The following is a 14,047-nucleotide window of genomic DNA, read 5'->3' as shown; positions in this document are numbered from 1 at the left end:
TCTACAGGAAGGCGAATTCATGAAGAAGTCCATCGTGCTGTTTTCCGTTGCGCTGACCTTGGCCGCCGGCTCCGTCCACGCGCAGGAACTGACTGGCCGCCTCAAGAAAATCAAGGACACGGGAACCATCACACTTGGCCACCGCGATTCGTCCATTCCCTTCTCGTATCTCGACGACCAGCAAAAACCTATCGGTTATTCCATGGACATCTGCAACAGGATTGCCGATGCCGTGAAGACCGAACTCAAGCTGCCGAAGATCAACGTCAAGCTGCAACCCGTCACCTCCGCCACCCGCCTGCCGCTGATCGCCAATGGCACCGTGGACCTGGAATGCGGTTCCACCACCAACAACACCGAACGCCAGCAGCAAGTGTCGTTCGCGCCGACCACGTTCGTGACGGCCACGCGTTTCGTCGCCAAGACCTCCGCCAAGCTCAATGACCTGCCTGACTTCAAGGGCAAGACGGTCGTGTCGACCGCCGGCACCAGCAACCTGAAGTGGCTGACGGAAACGAACGGCAAGGAAAACCTGGGCATGAACATCATTCCTGCCAAGGACCATGCCGAAGCGTTCCTGATGGTCGAAAGCGGCCGCGCCGCCGCCTTCTTCATGGATGACATCCTGCTGTACAGCCTGGTCGCCGGTTCCAAGGCGCCCAAGACCTACACGATCAGCAGCAAGCCCTACACCGTCGAACCGTACGGCATCATCGAACCCAAGGGTGATGAGGCCTTCAAGAAGGTGGTCGACAAGGCCGTGACCAATCTGATGGCATCGGGCGAACTCGCCAAGATGTACACCAAGTGGTTCAGCCAGCCCATTCCGCCGCGTAACCTGAACCTGAACGTTCCCATGAGCGAACAGCTGAAGAAGGTCATTTCCAAGCCCACCGATTCGGGCGACGGCAAAGACTACATGTAAAGCCATTTCCAACGCGTTCCGGATCCACCCGACGACGCCTGGCTCACAGAGGACCCATTGCGGGTCCTCTGTGTTTATGGGCGCCGGCCGGGCATCTCCCGATTGACGAATCCACCCCGCAGGAAACGCCATGAACTACAACTGGAACTGGAAGATCTTCTGGGAGCTTTCCCCGGACGGCCAGGGCACCTATCTCGACACCATGATTTCAGGGCTGTGGTGGACCCTGTCCACTGCGTTGCTGGCCTGGATCATCGCCTTCACGCTGGGCTCGCTGGTCGGCGTGATGCGCACCACCGATTCCAAATGGGCCGTTCGCCTGGGCAATGCCTACGTTGAACTGTTCCGCAATATTCCCCTGCTGGTGCAGCTGTTTCTCTGGTACTTCGTGCTTCCCGAAGCGTTGCCCGAATCCCTGGGCGACTCCATGAAGCAGGTGCCGCCGCCGTGGGGCTCCTTCATTCCCGCCGTGCTCTGTCTCGGTTTCTTCACGTCCGCGCGGGTGGCCGAGCAGGTGCGTGCCGGCATCCAGTCCCTGCCGCGCGGTCAGCGCATGGCGGCGACCGCGCTGGGCATGCGCGGCTTCCAGGCCTACCGCTACGTGCTGCTGCCGATCGCCTATCGCGTGGTGCTGCCGCCCATGACCTCCGAATTCATGAACATCATCAAGAACTCGTCGGTGGCATTGACGATCGGGCTGCTTGAAATCACGGGTCGCGCGCGGTCCATGCAGGAATTCAGCTTCCAGGTGTTCGAGGCCTTCACGGCCGCGACCATCCTGTATCTGTGCATCAGCCTGTGCGTGGTGTTCGGCATGCGATGGCTCGAGCAGCGCGTCTCGATCCCAGGTTTCAGCGGGCCCCGGCAAAATGCCGGCGGCCATTGATCGGAGCGAGCCATGTTTGAAAATTTCGACTTCGATACGATCTGGCGGACCGCCCCTTACCTGTTCAAGGAGGGCATGGTCTTCACGCTGACCCTGACGGTCACGGCAACTTTCTTTGGTGTGATCTTCGGCACCCTGCTGGCCATGATGCGGCTGTCGCCCATCAAGGTGCTGTCGGGCGTGGCGGGCACCTACGTGAACCTGATGCGCTCGCTGCCCCTGCTGCTGGTGATCTTCTGGTTCTACTTCCTGGTGCCGTACATCGGCGCGTGGATCATCGGTTCCAGCACGCCCATCCAGGTCGGCGCCTACTGGTCCTCGGTGATCACCTTCACGATGTTCGAGGCGGCCTTCTTCTGCGAAATCATGCGCGCCGGGATCCAGTCGATCTCGCGGGGGCAGGCGTGGGCGGGGTATGCGCTGGGCCTGAACTACTGGCAGGTCATGGCGACCGTGATCCTGCCTCAGGCCTTCCGCAACATGATCCCGATCCTGCTGACGCAAACCATCGTGCTGTTCCAGGACACCTCGCTGGTGTACGTGCTGTCGATCACCGACTTCCTGGGCGCGGCATCGAAGGTGGCGCAGCGTGACGGCCGGCTGGTCGAGATGTATGTCTTTGCCGCACTGGTCTATTTCATCATCTGCTTTGGCGCCTCGAAACTCGTGAAGCACCTGCAGCAACGCGTCGCGATCATCCGCTGACCCTCTCATTGCCTACCCATTTCTTTACGGAGTCTCGGACATGATCGAGATCAAGAACGTCAGCAAGTGGTACGGTTCCTTCCAGGTTCTGACCGACTGCAGCACCTCCATCGCCAAGGGGGAAGTCGTGGTGGTGTGCGGGCCGTCGGGCTCGGGCAAGTCGACCCTCATCAAGACGGTCAACGCGCTTGAACCGATCCAGAAAGGCGACATCGTGGTCGACGGCATTTCGGTGGCCAATCCCAAGACCGACCTGCCCAAGCTGCGCTCGCGCGTCGGCATGGTGTTCCAGCACTTCGAGTTGTTTCCGCACCTGACGGTCACGGAAAACCTGACGCTGGCGCAGGTCAAGGTGCTCAAGCGCGGCAAGGAAGAAGCGCGCGTGCGTGCCCTGAAGCTGCTGGACCGCGTGGGCCTGCAGGCCCATAAAGACAAGTTTCCGGGCCAGCTGTCGGGCGGCCAGCAGCAGCGTGTGGCGATTGCGCGCGCGCTGTCGATGGATCCGATCGCCATGCTGTTCGACGAGCCGACCTCGGCGCTCGACCCGGAAATGGTCAATGAAGTGCTGGACGTGATGGTCGACCTGGCCAAGGAAGGCATGACCATGATGGTGGTGACGCACGAGATGGGCTTTGCCCGGAAAGTGGCGCACCGCGTCATCTTCATGGATGCCGGCAAGATCGTGGAAGACTGCTCGAAAGAGGCCTTCTTCAGCCCGACCGAAGAACGGTCGGACCGCGCCAAGCAGTTCCTGTCGAAGATCCTTCAGCACTAGGAACGCACGGGTGGCGGCGGCTGCCGCCGCCCCGCGCGGCATATCGCCGCTGCGTGAACGGCGGCGCGTTGTCGTCGCCTGGGTGTCGGGACGTGGCTACCGCCGCCACGGCGGGACGTCTCCCAGGCTTGCGCATAAAAAGTCGACGAAGGCCTTGACCTTGGCCGGCACCCGTTCCCGCTCGGGGTACACCGCAAAAATGTCTGCCGGCGCGGGCTTCCACGCAGGCAGCACTTCCACCAGCCGCCCCGCCTTGACGTCGACGGCCACGTCCCATTCCGATCGCAGGATGATGCCCAGGCCGGCCAGCGCCCACTGCCGGACGGCTTCGCCATCGTTCGATGACAGGGCGCCCTGGACCCGCACGGTGCGCGCCAGCCGCCCCGACCCCAGCCGCCACAAGGCGTAGGCATCGTGGTTTTCGCGGATCACCAGGCATTGATGCAGGGCCAGGTCGGCAGGTTTGTCGGGCGTGCCGTGCGCGGCCAGGTACTCGGGCGATGCCAGCAGCAACTTGCGGTTCGGGGCAATGCGCCGGGCGACCAGGATGGTGTCCGCCAGGGGGGCGACCCGGATGCCCAGGTCGAAGGCCTGATCGGCCAGGTCGAGCGGTTCGTCGGTCAGCTGCAGTTGCAGTTGCACGTCGGGGTACTGCCGGGCAAATGCCGTCATGGCCGGGACCAGATGCGCGCGCCCGAACCCGAAGGTGGCGTTGACCCGCAGCAGTCCCCGCGGCTGATGATGTGCCGTGGCGATCGACGCTTCGGCCGCATCGATGTCGGCCAGGATCCGCTGCGCATGGCCCAGGTAGGTTTCGCCTTCCTGCGTCAGGCTCATGCTGCGTGTGGTGCGCTGCACCAGCCGCACGCCCAGGCGCCGCTCCAGGTGCTGCAGCCGTTTGCTGACCGCGCCCGGCGTCACCCCCAGTTCGCGCGCCGTGGCGGTCAGGCTGCCTTGCCGGGCCAGCAGGGTAAAAAACCCAAGGTCGGATTCGTTCGCCATCGTCATGGTTCCTGGGGTGGCCAAGCCGGCATTTGTGAATGCCAGGAAAGAATGGTTTTCTGGCACGCACATTATGCCCGTGCCAGAATGTGTGCCATGCCGTCCCCCATTCTTCAGGGCTCTACATGACCGCCACCGCTGCTTTCGATTCGCTTTTTGACCTGCCCGTCCAGCATGTGGCCGTCAACGGCGTCGACATGGCTTTCCGCCAGGCCGGCACCGGGCCGGTGCTGCTCCTGCTGCACGGCCATCCCCAGACGCACGTGATGTGGCACAAGCTGTGGCCCGCGTTGACGGCGCGCTTTACCTGCATCGCGGCTGACCTGCGCGGCTACGGCGACAGCGAAAAGCCGCAGGGTGGCGACGACCATCATGGCTACAGCAAGCGCGTCATGGCGCAGGACCTGGCGGCCTTGATGACGCATCTGGGCCACGACCGTTTCCAGGTGCTGGCGCATGACCGTGGCGCCCGCGTAGCGCACCGGCTGGCGCTGGATCATGCCGCGCGTGTCGACCGGATGATGCTGCTCGATATCGCGCCTACGCTCGACATGTACGAGCAGACGACACGGGGCTTTGCGCAGGCCTATTTCCACTGGTTCTTCCTGATCCAGCCCGCGCCCTTGCCCGACCGCATGGTCGAAGCCGACCCGGTGTTCTACATCCGGTCCATCATGGGAGGCCGGCACGCGGGCCTGGCGCCGTTTACCGATGAAGCCCTGGCCGAGTACGAACGCTGCGCCCGCAAGACCGGCTGGGCCTATGCGATTTGCGAGGACTACCGCGCGTCCGCCGGCATCGATCTGGATCACGATCGCGAAGGCCGGGCGGCGGGCGAAAAGGTGCAGTGCCCGCTGCGGGTGCTGTGGGGCGCCAAGGGCGTCGTGGCGCGGCACTTCGACGTGCTGGGCCTGTGGCGCGCCGTTGCCACCGACGTGGACGGCCACGCCGTCGACTGCGGCCATTACCTCGCCGAAGAAGCGCCCGACCTGCTGCTGCCCGAGGTTCAGGCTTTCTTCCAGAACTGAACCGATCCAAACCGAACGCAAACACGAACCCGCTTCCCAGGAGACTTTTTCATGACCCACCGTATCGCAGTGATCCCCGGCGATGGCATCGGCACCGAAGTGATGCCCGAAGGCATCAAGGTGCTGAAGGCCGCCGCGCAGCGCTTCAACATCGACCTGAGCTTCGACGAATTCGACTTTGCCTCTTGCGACTATTACGCCAAGCACGGCGCGATGATGCCGGACGACTGGAAAACGCAGATCGGCGGCCACGACGCGATCTTTTTTGGCGCGGTGGGCTGGCCTGCCACGGTGCCCGACCATATTTCGCTGTGGGGTTCGCTGCTCAAGTTCCGCCGCGAATTCGACCAGTATGTGAACCTGCGCCCGGTGCGCCTGATGCCCGGCGTGCCGTCGCCGCTGGCCAACCGCCAGCCCGGTGACATCGACTTCTACGTGGTGCGCGAAAACACCGAAGGCGAATACTCCAGCGTGGGCGGCCGCATGTTCGAAGGCACCGACCGCGAAATAGTGATCCAGGAAACGGTCATGACACGCACGGGTGTCGACCGCGTGCTCAAGTTCGCATTCGAACTGGCTGCATCCCGCCCCAAGAAGCATCTGACCTCGGCTACCAAGTCGAACGGCATCGCGATCACAATGCCCTACTGGGACGAGCGCGTCGAAGCCATGTCGGCCAACTATGGCGACGTCAAGGTCGACAAGTTCCACATCGACATCCTGACCGCGCACTTCGTGCAGCACCCGGACTGGTTCGACGTGGTGGTGGCGTCCAACCTGTTCGGCGACATCCTGTCCGACCTGGGCCCCGCATGCACGGGCACGATCGGCATTGCGCCGTCGGCCAACCTGAACCCCGATCGCAACTTCCCGTCGCTGTTCGAACCCGTGCACGGCTCGGCGCCGGACATTGCCGGCAAGGGGATCGCCAACCCGATCGCGCAGATCTGGTCAGGCGCGCTGATGCTGGAATTCCTGGGCTACCGCGACGCGCACGACGTGATCCTGGCCGCCATCGAAAAAGTGCTGGCCGAAGGCCCGCGCACCGGCGACATGAAGGGCACGGCCAAGACGACGGAAGTGGGCGACGCCATCGCCGCGATCGTGGCGGGCTGAGCCAAAGGGGCGAGCCGCGGCGCCTGCATGGCGTCGCGGCCGCGCGCTCGCCCGGTTGACCTGCTTAGGGCTCGACGAACCGCTGCTTGTACATGACGGCGTCGACCAGCGGGCCGGGCGGCTGCGTGGCGCTGCCTTCGCGCGCCACCTTGCGCAGCGCGTCCTTTGCGTCGAAGCTGGGCAGCTTGCCCAGTGACAAGGCCGTCATGCGGTCCACCAGGATGTCGTTGTCGCGCAAGGCCACCATCTTGCGCGCGGCGGCAATGACCGCATCGCGGTACGACGCGACGTCATCCAGCCGGTAGGCCGACAGATCGGGCTCGCGGCGTTTGCGCAGCCAATAGGCCCACGCCATCTCGACGTGGGGCGTTTCGCCGGGCGGGCGCACGTACCCGATGCCGCGCGTAAAGAACACCAGGCTGCGGTAGGGGTCGTCGCGCAGGTCGACCAGCCGGAAGGTCTGCGGCAGCGCCTCGGGCGCGATCATCTGGCCCTGGGCGTTGCGCAGCCAGACGCGCCGCTCGGCCGCCATCCGCGTCCAGAACCCGCCCCCCGGAATCATCTGGCTGAAGTTGTCCACCACACGTACCGTCAGGCGCACATGGCTGCCGCCGTCAGGCAGCGACGTAAGCGCGACTGCCGTATGGTGGCCGGACTGGAGATAGAAGGTTCCACCCGGGCCGATCACGACCCCGTACAGCGTTGCCGCATGCGGCGAAGCGGCATCTGGCGCGTCCTGCTTGCAGGTGAAGCTGGACGGATCGTCAATGCGTGACGAGGCCGCATCAAAGGACCTGACGCCGCGCTGGCCGTTCACGAAGCAGTAGTCGTCGAACTTGTCCTGGGGGCTGCGCCGATAGCGCTCCAGCGTCGCGTAGATCTGGTCATAGCCGACGGCAGGCTGGGTCGGGCGCAAGTCGTCGATGCGCAGGTGCAGGACCGCGCCCGCGGGAATATCGGCGATGGCGCGGGGAAGGGGAGCCGCGTCCGGGGGCGACGCAAGGGCCGGTCCGGTCAACACCGTCGAAGCGGCAAGGGTGGCGAAGGCGCCGGCTGCAGCGTGGCGGCGCAAGTGCGGGAACATCATGGCAAGGTACGACTCAGTGAATGCCAGCAGGTGACTGGCGATGGAACATTCACTCGACGGGCGCGGCGCGGGGCCGGGCGCCGTCATGTGGCATAACGGTCGGGTTCATGAAGGGAACGGGCCGGGTGCGATCCGCGCGGCCTGGATGCGCGCCGGATCACACGCCATATCGGGCAATGAACTCGGCCAGACAGGCCGGCTTGCCCGCACCGTCGATGTCGATGGTGATCGCCCACACCGCCTGGGCGCCGCGCTGGGCGGCGGTCTCGGGCAACATCTCGATGGATGTCAGGGTGAACCTGGCGCGCAGGCGGCTGTTGACCGGCACGGGCGCAACGAAGCGCACGCGGTTGAGACCGTAGTTGACGCCGGTCACGACGTCGGCAATGTGCAGGGCGCTGGCAGCGAACAGCGGGATGAGCGAGAGCGTCAGGAAGCCGTGCGCGACCGGCGCGCCAAAGGGCCCGGTGGCCGCGCGGGCGGGGTCCACATGGATCCAGGCGTGGTCGCCGGTGGCGTCGGCAAACCGGTCGATCCGCGAATGGTCGATCACGAGCCAGTCGCTGACGGCGACTTCGGTTCCGACGTGGTCGATCAGTTCGTTCAGTGTGTCAAAATGCCGCATGCCGGTGCCTCCTCCAACCCGCCATGTTAGCCGACAGATGACTAGAAAACGGCGCTAACGCTGGCGTTTACAACACCAAGACGTCATTTCGCCATGCAAACGCTCCTGCTCGAATCGTTCCAGGCCGCTGTGGCCGCCGCCGATCCCCTGTGTGTCATTGCCGCGCATCTGCCGCCGCCCCCCAAGGGCCGGACGGTGGTGGTCGGCGCCGGAAAAGCCGCCGCCAGCATGGCGCGCGCCGTGGAAAACGCCTGGCCTGCCGACGCGCCGCTATCGGGCGTGGTCGTGACGCGTTATCGGCACGGCTTGCCGCTGTCGCGCATCCGTTGCCTGGAAGCGGCGCACCCCGTGCCTGATGCGGCCGGTCAAGATGCCTCGCGCGAAATTCTGGCGCTGGCGCGCGACCTGGGGCCCGATGATCTGCTGATCGCCCTGGTGTCGGGCGGCGGGTCCAGCCTGCTGTCCTTGCCCGTGCCGGGCGTGTCGATGGACGACCTGAAAGCCGTCACGCAGGCCCTGCTGCGCAGCGGCGCGCCGATCGAATCGATGAACGTGGTGCGCAAGCATCTGTCGCAGGTGCAGGGTGGCCGCCTGGTCGCTGCCACGCGCGCGCCGGTGCTGGGCCTGATCATTTCCGATGTGGCGGGCGACGATCCGTCGGCCATCGCGTCCGGTCCGACCGTGGCCGACCCCAGCACGTATGCCGATGCCCTGGCGATCCTGGCGCGTCATGAGGTGGACACGCCTGAATCCGTGGCTGCCTGGTTGCAGGCCGGCGCGGCGGGCGAGCATGCCGAAACCCCCAAGGCCGATGACCCTCTGTTCCAGCGGGTCGACAACCGCATGATCGCCACGGCGCAGCAAAGCCTGCAGGCCGGCGCCGCCGTATTCGAGCGGGCCGGCATCCGCACGGTGGTGCTGGGCGATACCGTCACCGGCGAAGCGCGCGAGGTCGCCAAGGTCTATGCCGCCCTGGTCCGGCAGATCGTGCGCTTCCAGCAGCCGTTCACGGCCCCGGTGGCCCTGATTTCGGGTGGCGAGTGCACCGTGACCGTGAAGGGCGGCGGGCGCGGCGGCCGCTGCACGGAATTCCTGCTGTCGCTGGCGGCCGAACTGGGCGACCAGCCCGGTATGGCGGCGCTGGCGGCGGACACCGACGGCATCGACGGCAGCGAAGACAATGCCGGCGCCTGGTTCGACAGTACTCACCTGGCCGACGCGGCGGCACGCGGCATCACGCCGCAGTCCTGGCTGGATACGAATGATGCGTGGGGATACTTCGATGCGCTCGGGACCCTGGTCATGACCGGTCCGACGCTGACGAACGTGAATGACTATCGGGTGATTCTGCTGACGTGAGTCGGGGTTGGGACCGCAGCCTTGCGCCGCGGTCCCGGGCCGATAGCCTAGCGGCCGGCTTCGGCCGTCTCGGCGGTGTCAGCGGTTGCAGCCACCGTGCCCGCCTGCGTCCCGAACCACTGGTGGACCAGGTTCACCCAGTACGTGGCCCCCAGCGGCAGCAGGTCATCATTGAAGTCATAGCTGCCGTTGTGCAGGGTGCATGGCCCCAGCCCGTGGCCGGCTTCGCGATGGTCGCCTTCGCCGTTGCCGATGAATACGTAGCAGCCGGGCTTTTCCTGCAGCATGAAGGCGAAGTCTTCGGCGCCCATGGTCGGTTCGCACTCGGCGTTTACCTTGTCGGGCCCCACCAATGCCGCCAACACATTGGCCGCAAACGCCGTCTCTTTCGGATGGTTGATCAGCGCCGGATAGTTGCGATCGAACACCATGTCCACCGTTGCGCCAAAGGCCTCGGCGGTGTGCGTGGCGATCGCCCGCATGCGCGATTCGATCATGTCCAGCACCTCGGTCGAGAAGGTCCGCACCGTTCCGCGCAGCACCGCATCGTTCGGCACGATGTTGGTCGCGCTGCCCGAGTGGATCTGCGTGATGCTGATCACGGCGGCGTCGATCGGCTTCTTGTTGCGGGTCATGATGGTCTGCAGCGACTGCGCGATCTGCACGGCCACCATGATCGGATCGACGCCCAGGTGCGGCAGTGCGGCGTGCGCCCCCTTGCCGTTCACGGTGATCTCGAATTCATTGCTGGACGCCATCATCGGGCCGGGCGTGACGGCGAACTGACCGACCGGAATGCCGGGCCAGTTGTGCATGCCGAACACCGCCTCCATCGGAAACCGGGTGAACAGGCCGTCGTCCATCATGGCGCGCGCGCCACCGCCGCCTTCTTCGGCCGGCTGGAAGATCAGGTAGACCGTGCCCGCAAAGTCACGATGCGCCGCCAGGTGGCGGGCCGCGCCCAGCAGCATGGCGGTGTGGCCGTCGTGGCCGCAGGCGTGCATTCTGCCTTCGTGCCGGCTGGCGTGGTCGAAGGTATTGCGTTCCTGCATCGGCAGGGCGTCCATGTCGGCGCGCAGGCCGATCGCGCCGCCGTCACCGCTTCGGTTTCCCTTGACGATGCCGACCACGCCCGTGGTGGCCAGGCCCCGGACGACAGGGATGCCCCAGGCTTCGAGTTGCCGCGCAACGACGTCGGCGGTGCGGACTTCTTCGAACGACAGTTCAGGATGCGCGTGGATGTCGCGGCGGATGGCTTTCAGTTCTTGCTGAAATTGGATGATGGGTTCGAGCAGATTCATGGCGGGCCTCCAGGCGCGTGCAGCGGCAGCAAGGCAGTGCCAGCCTGACGGCCGGTTTACCGGTCCACACGGTGCACGAATCTCCATTATCGCCAATGTGCCCGCGGAATGCGACCCGGCCAAAAGCGGGGCGGGCGGGGCGTTACACCAGAGCCAGCACGTGCTGCGGCGGGTTGCCGGATGGTCGCTGCGCCTCTGCTACGCTAAGCGCTCTCGACTTCCAAGGATCCGCCCGATGCCCGCTTGCGTGCGCCGCCTGCTGACCGCTGCCGCCGCCACCCTCGTACTGGCCGGATGCGCCCAGGTCGGCTATTACGCCCAGTCGGTCGGCGGGCATTCCCGCCTGCTGCAGGCTGCCCGCCCGGTGGACGCGGTGCTTGCGGATCCAGCCACGCCGCCCGACCTGCGCAGCCGGCTGGAACAGGCCGTATCGGCACGCCGGTTTGCCAGCCAGTCGCTGGGCTTGCCCGACAACGACAGCTACACCCGCTACGCCGACGTCAAGCGGCCCTTCGTCGTCTGGAATGTGTTTGCCACGCCAGAATTGTCGCTAAGGATGAAAACATCCTGCTTTCCCGTGGTCGGCTGCCTGGACTACCGCGGCTACTACAGCCAGACCGATGCACGCGCCACGGCGCAGGACCTGAAAGCCGACGGCTGGGAAGTGACCGTGGGAGGGGTACCGGCCTACTCGACCCTGGGCTGGTATGACGATCCGCTCGTCAATACCTTCATCCGCTATCCGCCGGGGGAAGTCGCCCGGCTGATCTTTCACGAGCTGGCGCACCAGACGGTCTACGCGCGCAACGACACCATGTTCAACGAGTCGTTTGCCACCACGGTGGAAGAAATCGGCGTCGAACGCTGGTTGCAGCTTCCGGAGAACGCACCGATCCGTGATCAATACACGGTGTTTGCCGAGCGCAAGCGCCAGTTCATTGCCTTGCTGCTGGACACCCGCCGCGAACTGGAAAAGGCTTACGGTGAAGACAGCCCTGAAGCCAGGCGGGCCAAGGCGCCGACAAGGCCGTATCCGGTGGACCTGTCGGACACCCAGATCGCCGAGCGCCGGGCCGCCAAGGCCGCCATCCTGGCCGACCTGCGCGTGCGTTACGACGCGCTCAAGCGGGATGCGTGGCAGGGGTTTGCGGGGTACGACGGCTGGTTCGCGGGCGAGATCAACAACGCGCGTTTTGCATCGGTGGCTACCTACCACCAGTGGGTGCCGGCGTTCCGGGCGCTGTACGCGCGCTGCGCATCGTGCCAGCAAGGCAACCTGGCGCCGTTCTTTGCCGAGGTCAGGGCGCTGGCCGACCTGCCGGCGGCCGAGCGGCGGCGCGCCTTGACGGCCCTGGCGGCGGGGGGGTAGGTCGCCCCCCACTGTGCCGGGAAACGCCCTGGGCTATCATCGATCCGATGAGCAGCGCCCACGCGGTGTCGCAGTGCCGATGGTCCGACAACAACGATAAGCGGAGGAGTCCTCTTCATGGATAAACCCTGGCTCGCGCAATATCCCCCCGGCGTCCCCGCCGAGATCGACCCGACCCGATACGCCTCGCTGGCGCATCTGCTGGAGGAGTCCTTCACCAGGTTCGCCGAGCGCAAGGCCTTCGTCTGCATGGACAAGGTGCTCACCTACGCGCAGGTGGATCGGCTGTCGCGGCAACTGGGCGCCTGGTTGCAGTCGCGGGGCCTGGCGCGTGGCGCGCGGGTCGCGCTGATGATGCCCAATGTCCTGCAGTACCCGGTGGCCATTGCCGCCGTGCTGCGCGCCGGCTATACGGTCGTCAACGTCAACCCGCTCTATACCGCCCCCGAACTCGAACACCAGCTCAAAGACAGTGGCGCCGAAGCCATCGTCATCCTGGAAAACTTTGCGTCCACGCTGCAGAAGGTGCTTGCACGCACGCACGTCAAGCACGTCGTGGTCGCGTCCATGGGCGACTTGCTCGGGCCGTTCAAGGGACTGATCGTCAACCTGGTCGTCCGGCACATCAAGAAGCTGGTGCCGGCATGGCAGATCGACAACAATGTGTCGTTCAAGCGCGCATTGTCCGAAGGCGCGCGGCTGCGTCTCAAGCCCGTCACCATCACGCCCGACGACGTCGCCTTCCTGCAGTACACGGGGGGTACGACCGGCGTGGCCAAGGGCGCGACGCTGCTGCACCGGAACGTGGTCGCCAACGTCCTGCAATGCGACGCCTGGCTGCTCAATGACGAGATCCGCAACGCGCCGGGCACCAAGGGGTCGCAGCAGGTGTTCGTGTGCGCGTTGCCGCTTTATCACATCTTCGGGCTGACGGCGTGCGGCCTGCTGGGCATGCGTGCCGGCGGCCTGTGCCTGATGATCCCGAATCCGCGCGACATTCCCGGCCTGATCAAGGAACTGCGCAAGCAGCCTTTCACGCTGTTCCCGGCCGTCAACACGCTGTTCAACGCCTTGGCCAACCACCCGGACTTTGCCAGCCTCGACTTTTCGGCGCTGCGGGTCAGCGTGGGCGGCGGCATGGCCGTGCAGCGGGCAGTGGCCGAACGCTGGCTGAAGGCAACCGGCACGCCGATCTGCGAAGGGTATGGCCTGTCCGAAACGTCGCCGGTGGCCTTCTGCAATCCGGTCACGGTGCGCGAATACACCGGCACGATCGGCCTGCCCATGCCGTCCACCGAGGTGTTGATGCTCGACGACGCCGGCCATCCCGTGCCGATCGGCAGCCAGGGCGAAATCGCGCTGCGCGGCCCGCAGGTCATGCCGGGCTACTGGAACATGCCCGACGAGACCGCCAAGGCCATGACGCCTGACGGCTTTTTCAAGACCGGTGACATCGGCGTCATGGACGAACGCGGCTATGTGCGGATCGTCGACCGCAAGAAGGACATGATTCTGGTGTCGGGCTTCAACGTCTATCCGAACGAGGTGGAAGCCGTCGTGATGCAGCACCCGGGCGTCCTCGAATGCGCCGCAGTGGGCGTGTCGGACGAGCATTCCGGCGAAGTAGTGAAGATATTCGTGGTCCGCAAGGACCCGGCGCTGACCGAAGCCGACCTGCTGGCCTTCTGCAAGGAACAGCTGACCGGCTACAAGCGGCCCCGCAAAGTGGAATTCCGCAACGAACTGCCGAAAACCAACGTCGGGAAAATCCTGCGCCGGGAATTGCGTGATTCAGACAAAAAAACGTCTTGAAAATAGTAAGCGCGGGCAGGTTTTTCTTTCGGCACTAGAATAGCTGGCGCTCCCAAG

General features: G+C 65.2%; 13 protein-coding genes. 9 read left to right on the top strand and 4 right to left on the bottom strand.

Annotated features, from left to right (window positions below; translation table 11 throughout):
* The first annotated feature begins 19 nt into the window (after window positions 1-19).
* From IE116_RS12245 to IE116_RS12230, 4 genes are all read left to right on the top strand, one after another.
* Entirely contained in the window at window positions 20-925 is a 906-nt protein-coding gene (locus IE116_RS12245) for an amino acid ABC transporter substrate-binding protein (RefSeq protein WP_189612787.1), read from the top strand.
* Between the two features lie 130 nt (window positions 926-1,055).
* Complete coding sequence (locus tag IE116_RS12240; protein ID WP_189612784.1) at window positions 1,056-1,811, top strand: amino acid ABC transporter permease; 756 nt, start codon at window positions 1,056-1,058, stop codon at window positions 1,809-1,811.
* Between the two features lie 12 nt (window positions 1,812-1,823).
* The gene (locus IE116_RS12235; protein WP_189612782.1) at window positions 1,824-2,516 is read left to right on the top strand and encodes an amino acid ABC transporter permease; all 693 of its coding nucleotides are present in this window, start codon (window positions 1,824-1,826) and stop codon (window positions 2,514-2,516) included.
* Between the two features lie 40 nt (window positions 2,517-2,556).
* Window positions 2,557-3,291 (top strand): amino acid ABC transporter ATP-binding protein, encoded by a 735-nt coding sequence (locus IE116_RS12230; protein WP_189612780.1) that lies wholly within the window; start codon window positions 2,557-2,559, stop codon window positions 3,289-3,291.
* Window positions 3,292-3,387: 96 nt separating this feature from the next.
* Here IE116_RS12230 and IE116_RS12225 read toward each other — a convergent pair whose 3' ends face one another.
* A complete protein-coding gene (locus IE116_RS12225; RefSeq protein WP_189612778.1) occupies window positions 3,388-4,293 on the bottom strand; it encodes a LysR family transcriptional regulator in 906 nt (301 codons plus the stop codon).
* 125 nt (window positions 4,294-4,418) lie between these two features.
* Between IE116_RS12225 and IE116_RS12220 the strand changes: the two genes are divergently transcribed.
* Both IE116_RS12220 and IE116_RS12215 read left to right on the top strand, forming a co-directional pair.
* Window positions 4,419-5,321, top strand: coding sequence for an alpha/beta fold hydrolase (locus IE116_RS12220; RefSeq protein ID WP_189612776.1), 903 nt, complete (start codon window positions 4,419-4,421; stop codon window positions 5,319-5,321).
* A 51-nt stretch (window positions 5,322-5,372) separates the two neighbouring features.
* Window positions 5,373-6,437, top strand: coding sequence for a tartrate dehydrogenase (locus tag IE116_RS12215; RefSeq protein WP_189612775.1), 1,065 nt, complete (start codon window positions 5,373-5,375; stop codon window positions 6,435-6,437).
* 64 nt (window positions 6,438-6,501) lie between these two features.
* Here the strand turns inward: IE116_RS12215 and IE116_RS12210 are convergent, their stop codons facing one another.
* Both IE116_RS12210 and IE116_RS12205 read right to left on the bottom strand, forming a co-directional pair.
* Entirely contained in the window at window positions 6,502-7,611 is a 1,110-nt protein-coding gene (locus IE116_RS12210; RefSeq protein ID WP_189612773.1) for a ParB/Srx family N-terminal domain-containing protein, read from the bottom strand.
* Window positions 7,612-7,681: 70 nt separating this feature from the next.
* Window positions 7,682-8,149 carry a MaoC family dehydratase gene (locus tag IE116_RS12205; RefSeq protein WP_189612771.1) on the bottom strand — a complete coding sequence of 156 codons (468 nt, stop codon included), beginning with the start codon at window positions 8,147-8,149 and terminating at the stop codon, window positions 7,682-7,684.
* A 93-nt stretch (window positions 8,150-8,242) separates the two neighbouring features.
* Between IE116_RS12205 and IE116_RS12200 the strand changes: the two genes are divergently transcribed.
* Window positions 8,243-9,508, top strand: coding sequence for a glycerate kinase type-2 family protein (locus IE116_RS12200; RefSeq protein WP_189612769.1), 1,266 nt, complete (start codon window positions 8,243-8,245; stop codon window positions 9,506-9,508).
* A gap of 47 nt (window positions 9,509-9,555) precedes the next feature.
* On the opposite strand, the gene IE116_RS12195 is transcribed toward IE116_RS12200, so the two are convergent.
* Window positions 9,556-10,809 carry a M20 aminoacylase family protein gene (locus tag IE116_RS12195; protein WP_189612767.1) on the bottom strand — a complete coding sequence of 418 codons (1,254 nt, stop codon included), beginning with the start codon at window positions 10,807-10,809 and terminating at the stop codon, window positions 9,556-9,558.
* Between the two features lie 235 nt (window positions 10,810-11,044).
* Between IE116_RS12195 and IE116_RS12190 the strand changes: the two genes are divergently transcribed.
* Window positions 11,045-12,178, top strand: a complete 1,134-nt coding sequence (locus IE116_RS12190) for an aminopeptidase (protein ID WP_189612765.1) — start codon at window positions 11,045-11,047, stop codon at window positions 12,176-12,178.
* Between the two features lie 117 nt (window positions 12,179-12,295).
* On the top strand, window positions 12,296-13,990 hold the full coding sequence (locus IE116_RS12185) for a long-chain-fatty-acid--CoA ligase (protein WP_189612763.1): 1,695 nt from the start codon (window positions 12,296-12,298) through the stop codon (window positions 13,988-13,990).
* Window positions 13,991-14,047 lie beyond the last annotated feature (57 nt).

The sequence above is a fragment of the Pigmentiphaga litoralis genome (assembly GCF_014651835.1).
Taxonomy (GTDB): Bacteria; Pseudomonadota; Gammaproteobacteria; order Burkholderiales; family Burkholderiaceae_B; genus Pigmentiphaga; species Pigmentiphaga litoralis.
This window is presented reverse-complemented; position numbering and strand designations above follow the sequence as displayed.

Coding starts and splice junctions, on each gene's coding strand:
- IE116_RS12245 (WP_189612787.1), top strand. CDS start 20: ATGAAGAAGTCCATCGTGCTGTTTTCCGTTGCGCTGACCTTGGCCGCC.
- IE116_RS12205 (WP_189612771.1), bottom strand. CDS start 8,149: ATGCGGCATTTTGACACACTGAACGAACTGATCGACCACGTCGGAACC.
- IE116_RS12235 (WP_189612782.1), top strand. CDS start 1,824: ATGTTTGAAAATTTCGACTTCGATACGATCTGGCGGACCGCCCCTTAC.
- IE116_RS12215 (WP_189612775.1), top strand. CDS start 5,373: ATGACCCACCGTATCGCAGTGATCCCCGGCGATGGCATCGGCACCGAA.
- IE116_RS12195 (WP_189612767.1), bottom strand. CDS start 10,809: ATGAATCTGCTCGAACCCATCATCCAATTTCAGCAAGAACTGAAAGCC.
- IE116_RS12200 (WP_189612769.1), top strand. CDS start 8,243: ATGCAAACGCTCCTGCTCGAATCGTTCCAGGCCGCTGTGGCCGCCGCC.
- IE116_RS12190 (WP_189612765.1), top strand. CDS start 11,045: ATGCCCGCTTGCGTGCGCCGCCTGCTGACCGCTGCCGCCGCCACCCTC.
- IE116_RS12210 (WP_189612773.1), bottom strand. CDS start 7,611: ATGACGGCGCCCGGCCCCGCGCCGCGCCCGTCGAGTGAATGTTCCATC.
- IE116_RS12230 (WP_189612780.1), top strand. CDS start 2,557: ATGATCGAGATCAAGAACGTCAGCAAGTGGTACGGTTCCTTCCAGGTT.
- IE116_RS12240 (WP_189612784.1), top strand. CDS start 1,056: ATGAACTACAACTGGAACTGGAAGATCTTCTGGGAGCTTTCCCCGGAC.
- IE116_RS12185 (WP_189612763.1), top strand. CDS start 12,296: ATGGATAAACCCTGGCTCGCGCAATATCCCCCCGGCGTCCCCGCCGAG.
- IE116_RS12220 (WP_189612776.1), top strand. CDS start 4,419: ATGACCGCCACCGCTGCTTTCGATTCGCTTTTTGACCTGCCCGTCCAG.
- IE116_RS12225 (WP_189612778.1), bottom strand. CDS start 4,293: ATGGCGAACGAATCCGACCTTGGGTTTTTTACCCTGCTGGCCCGGCAA.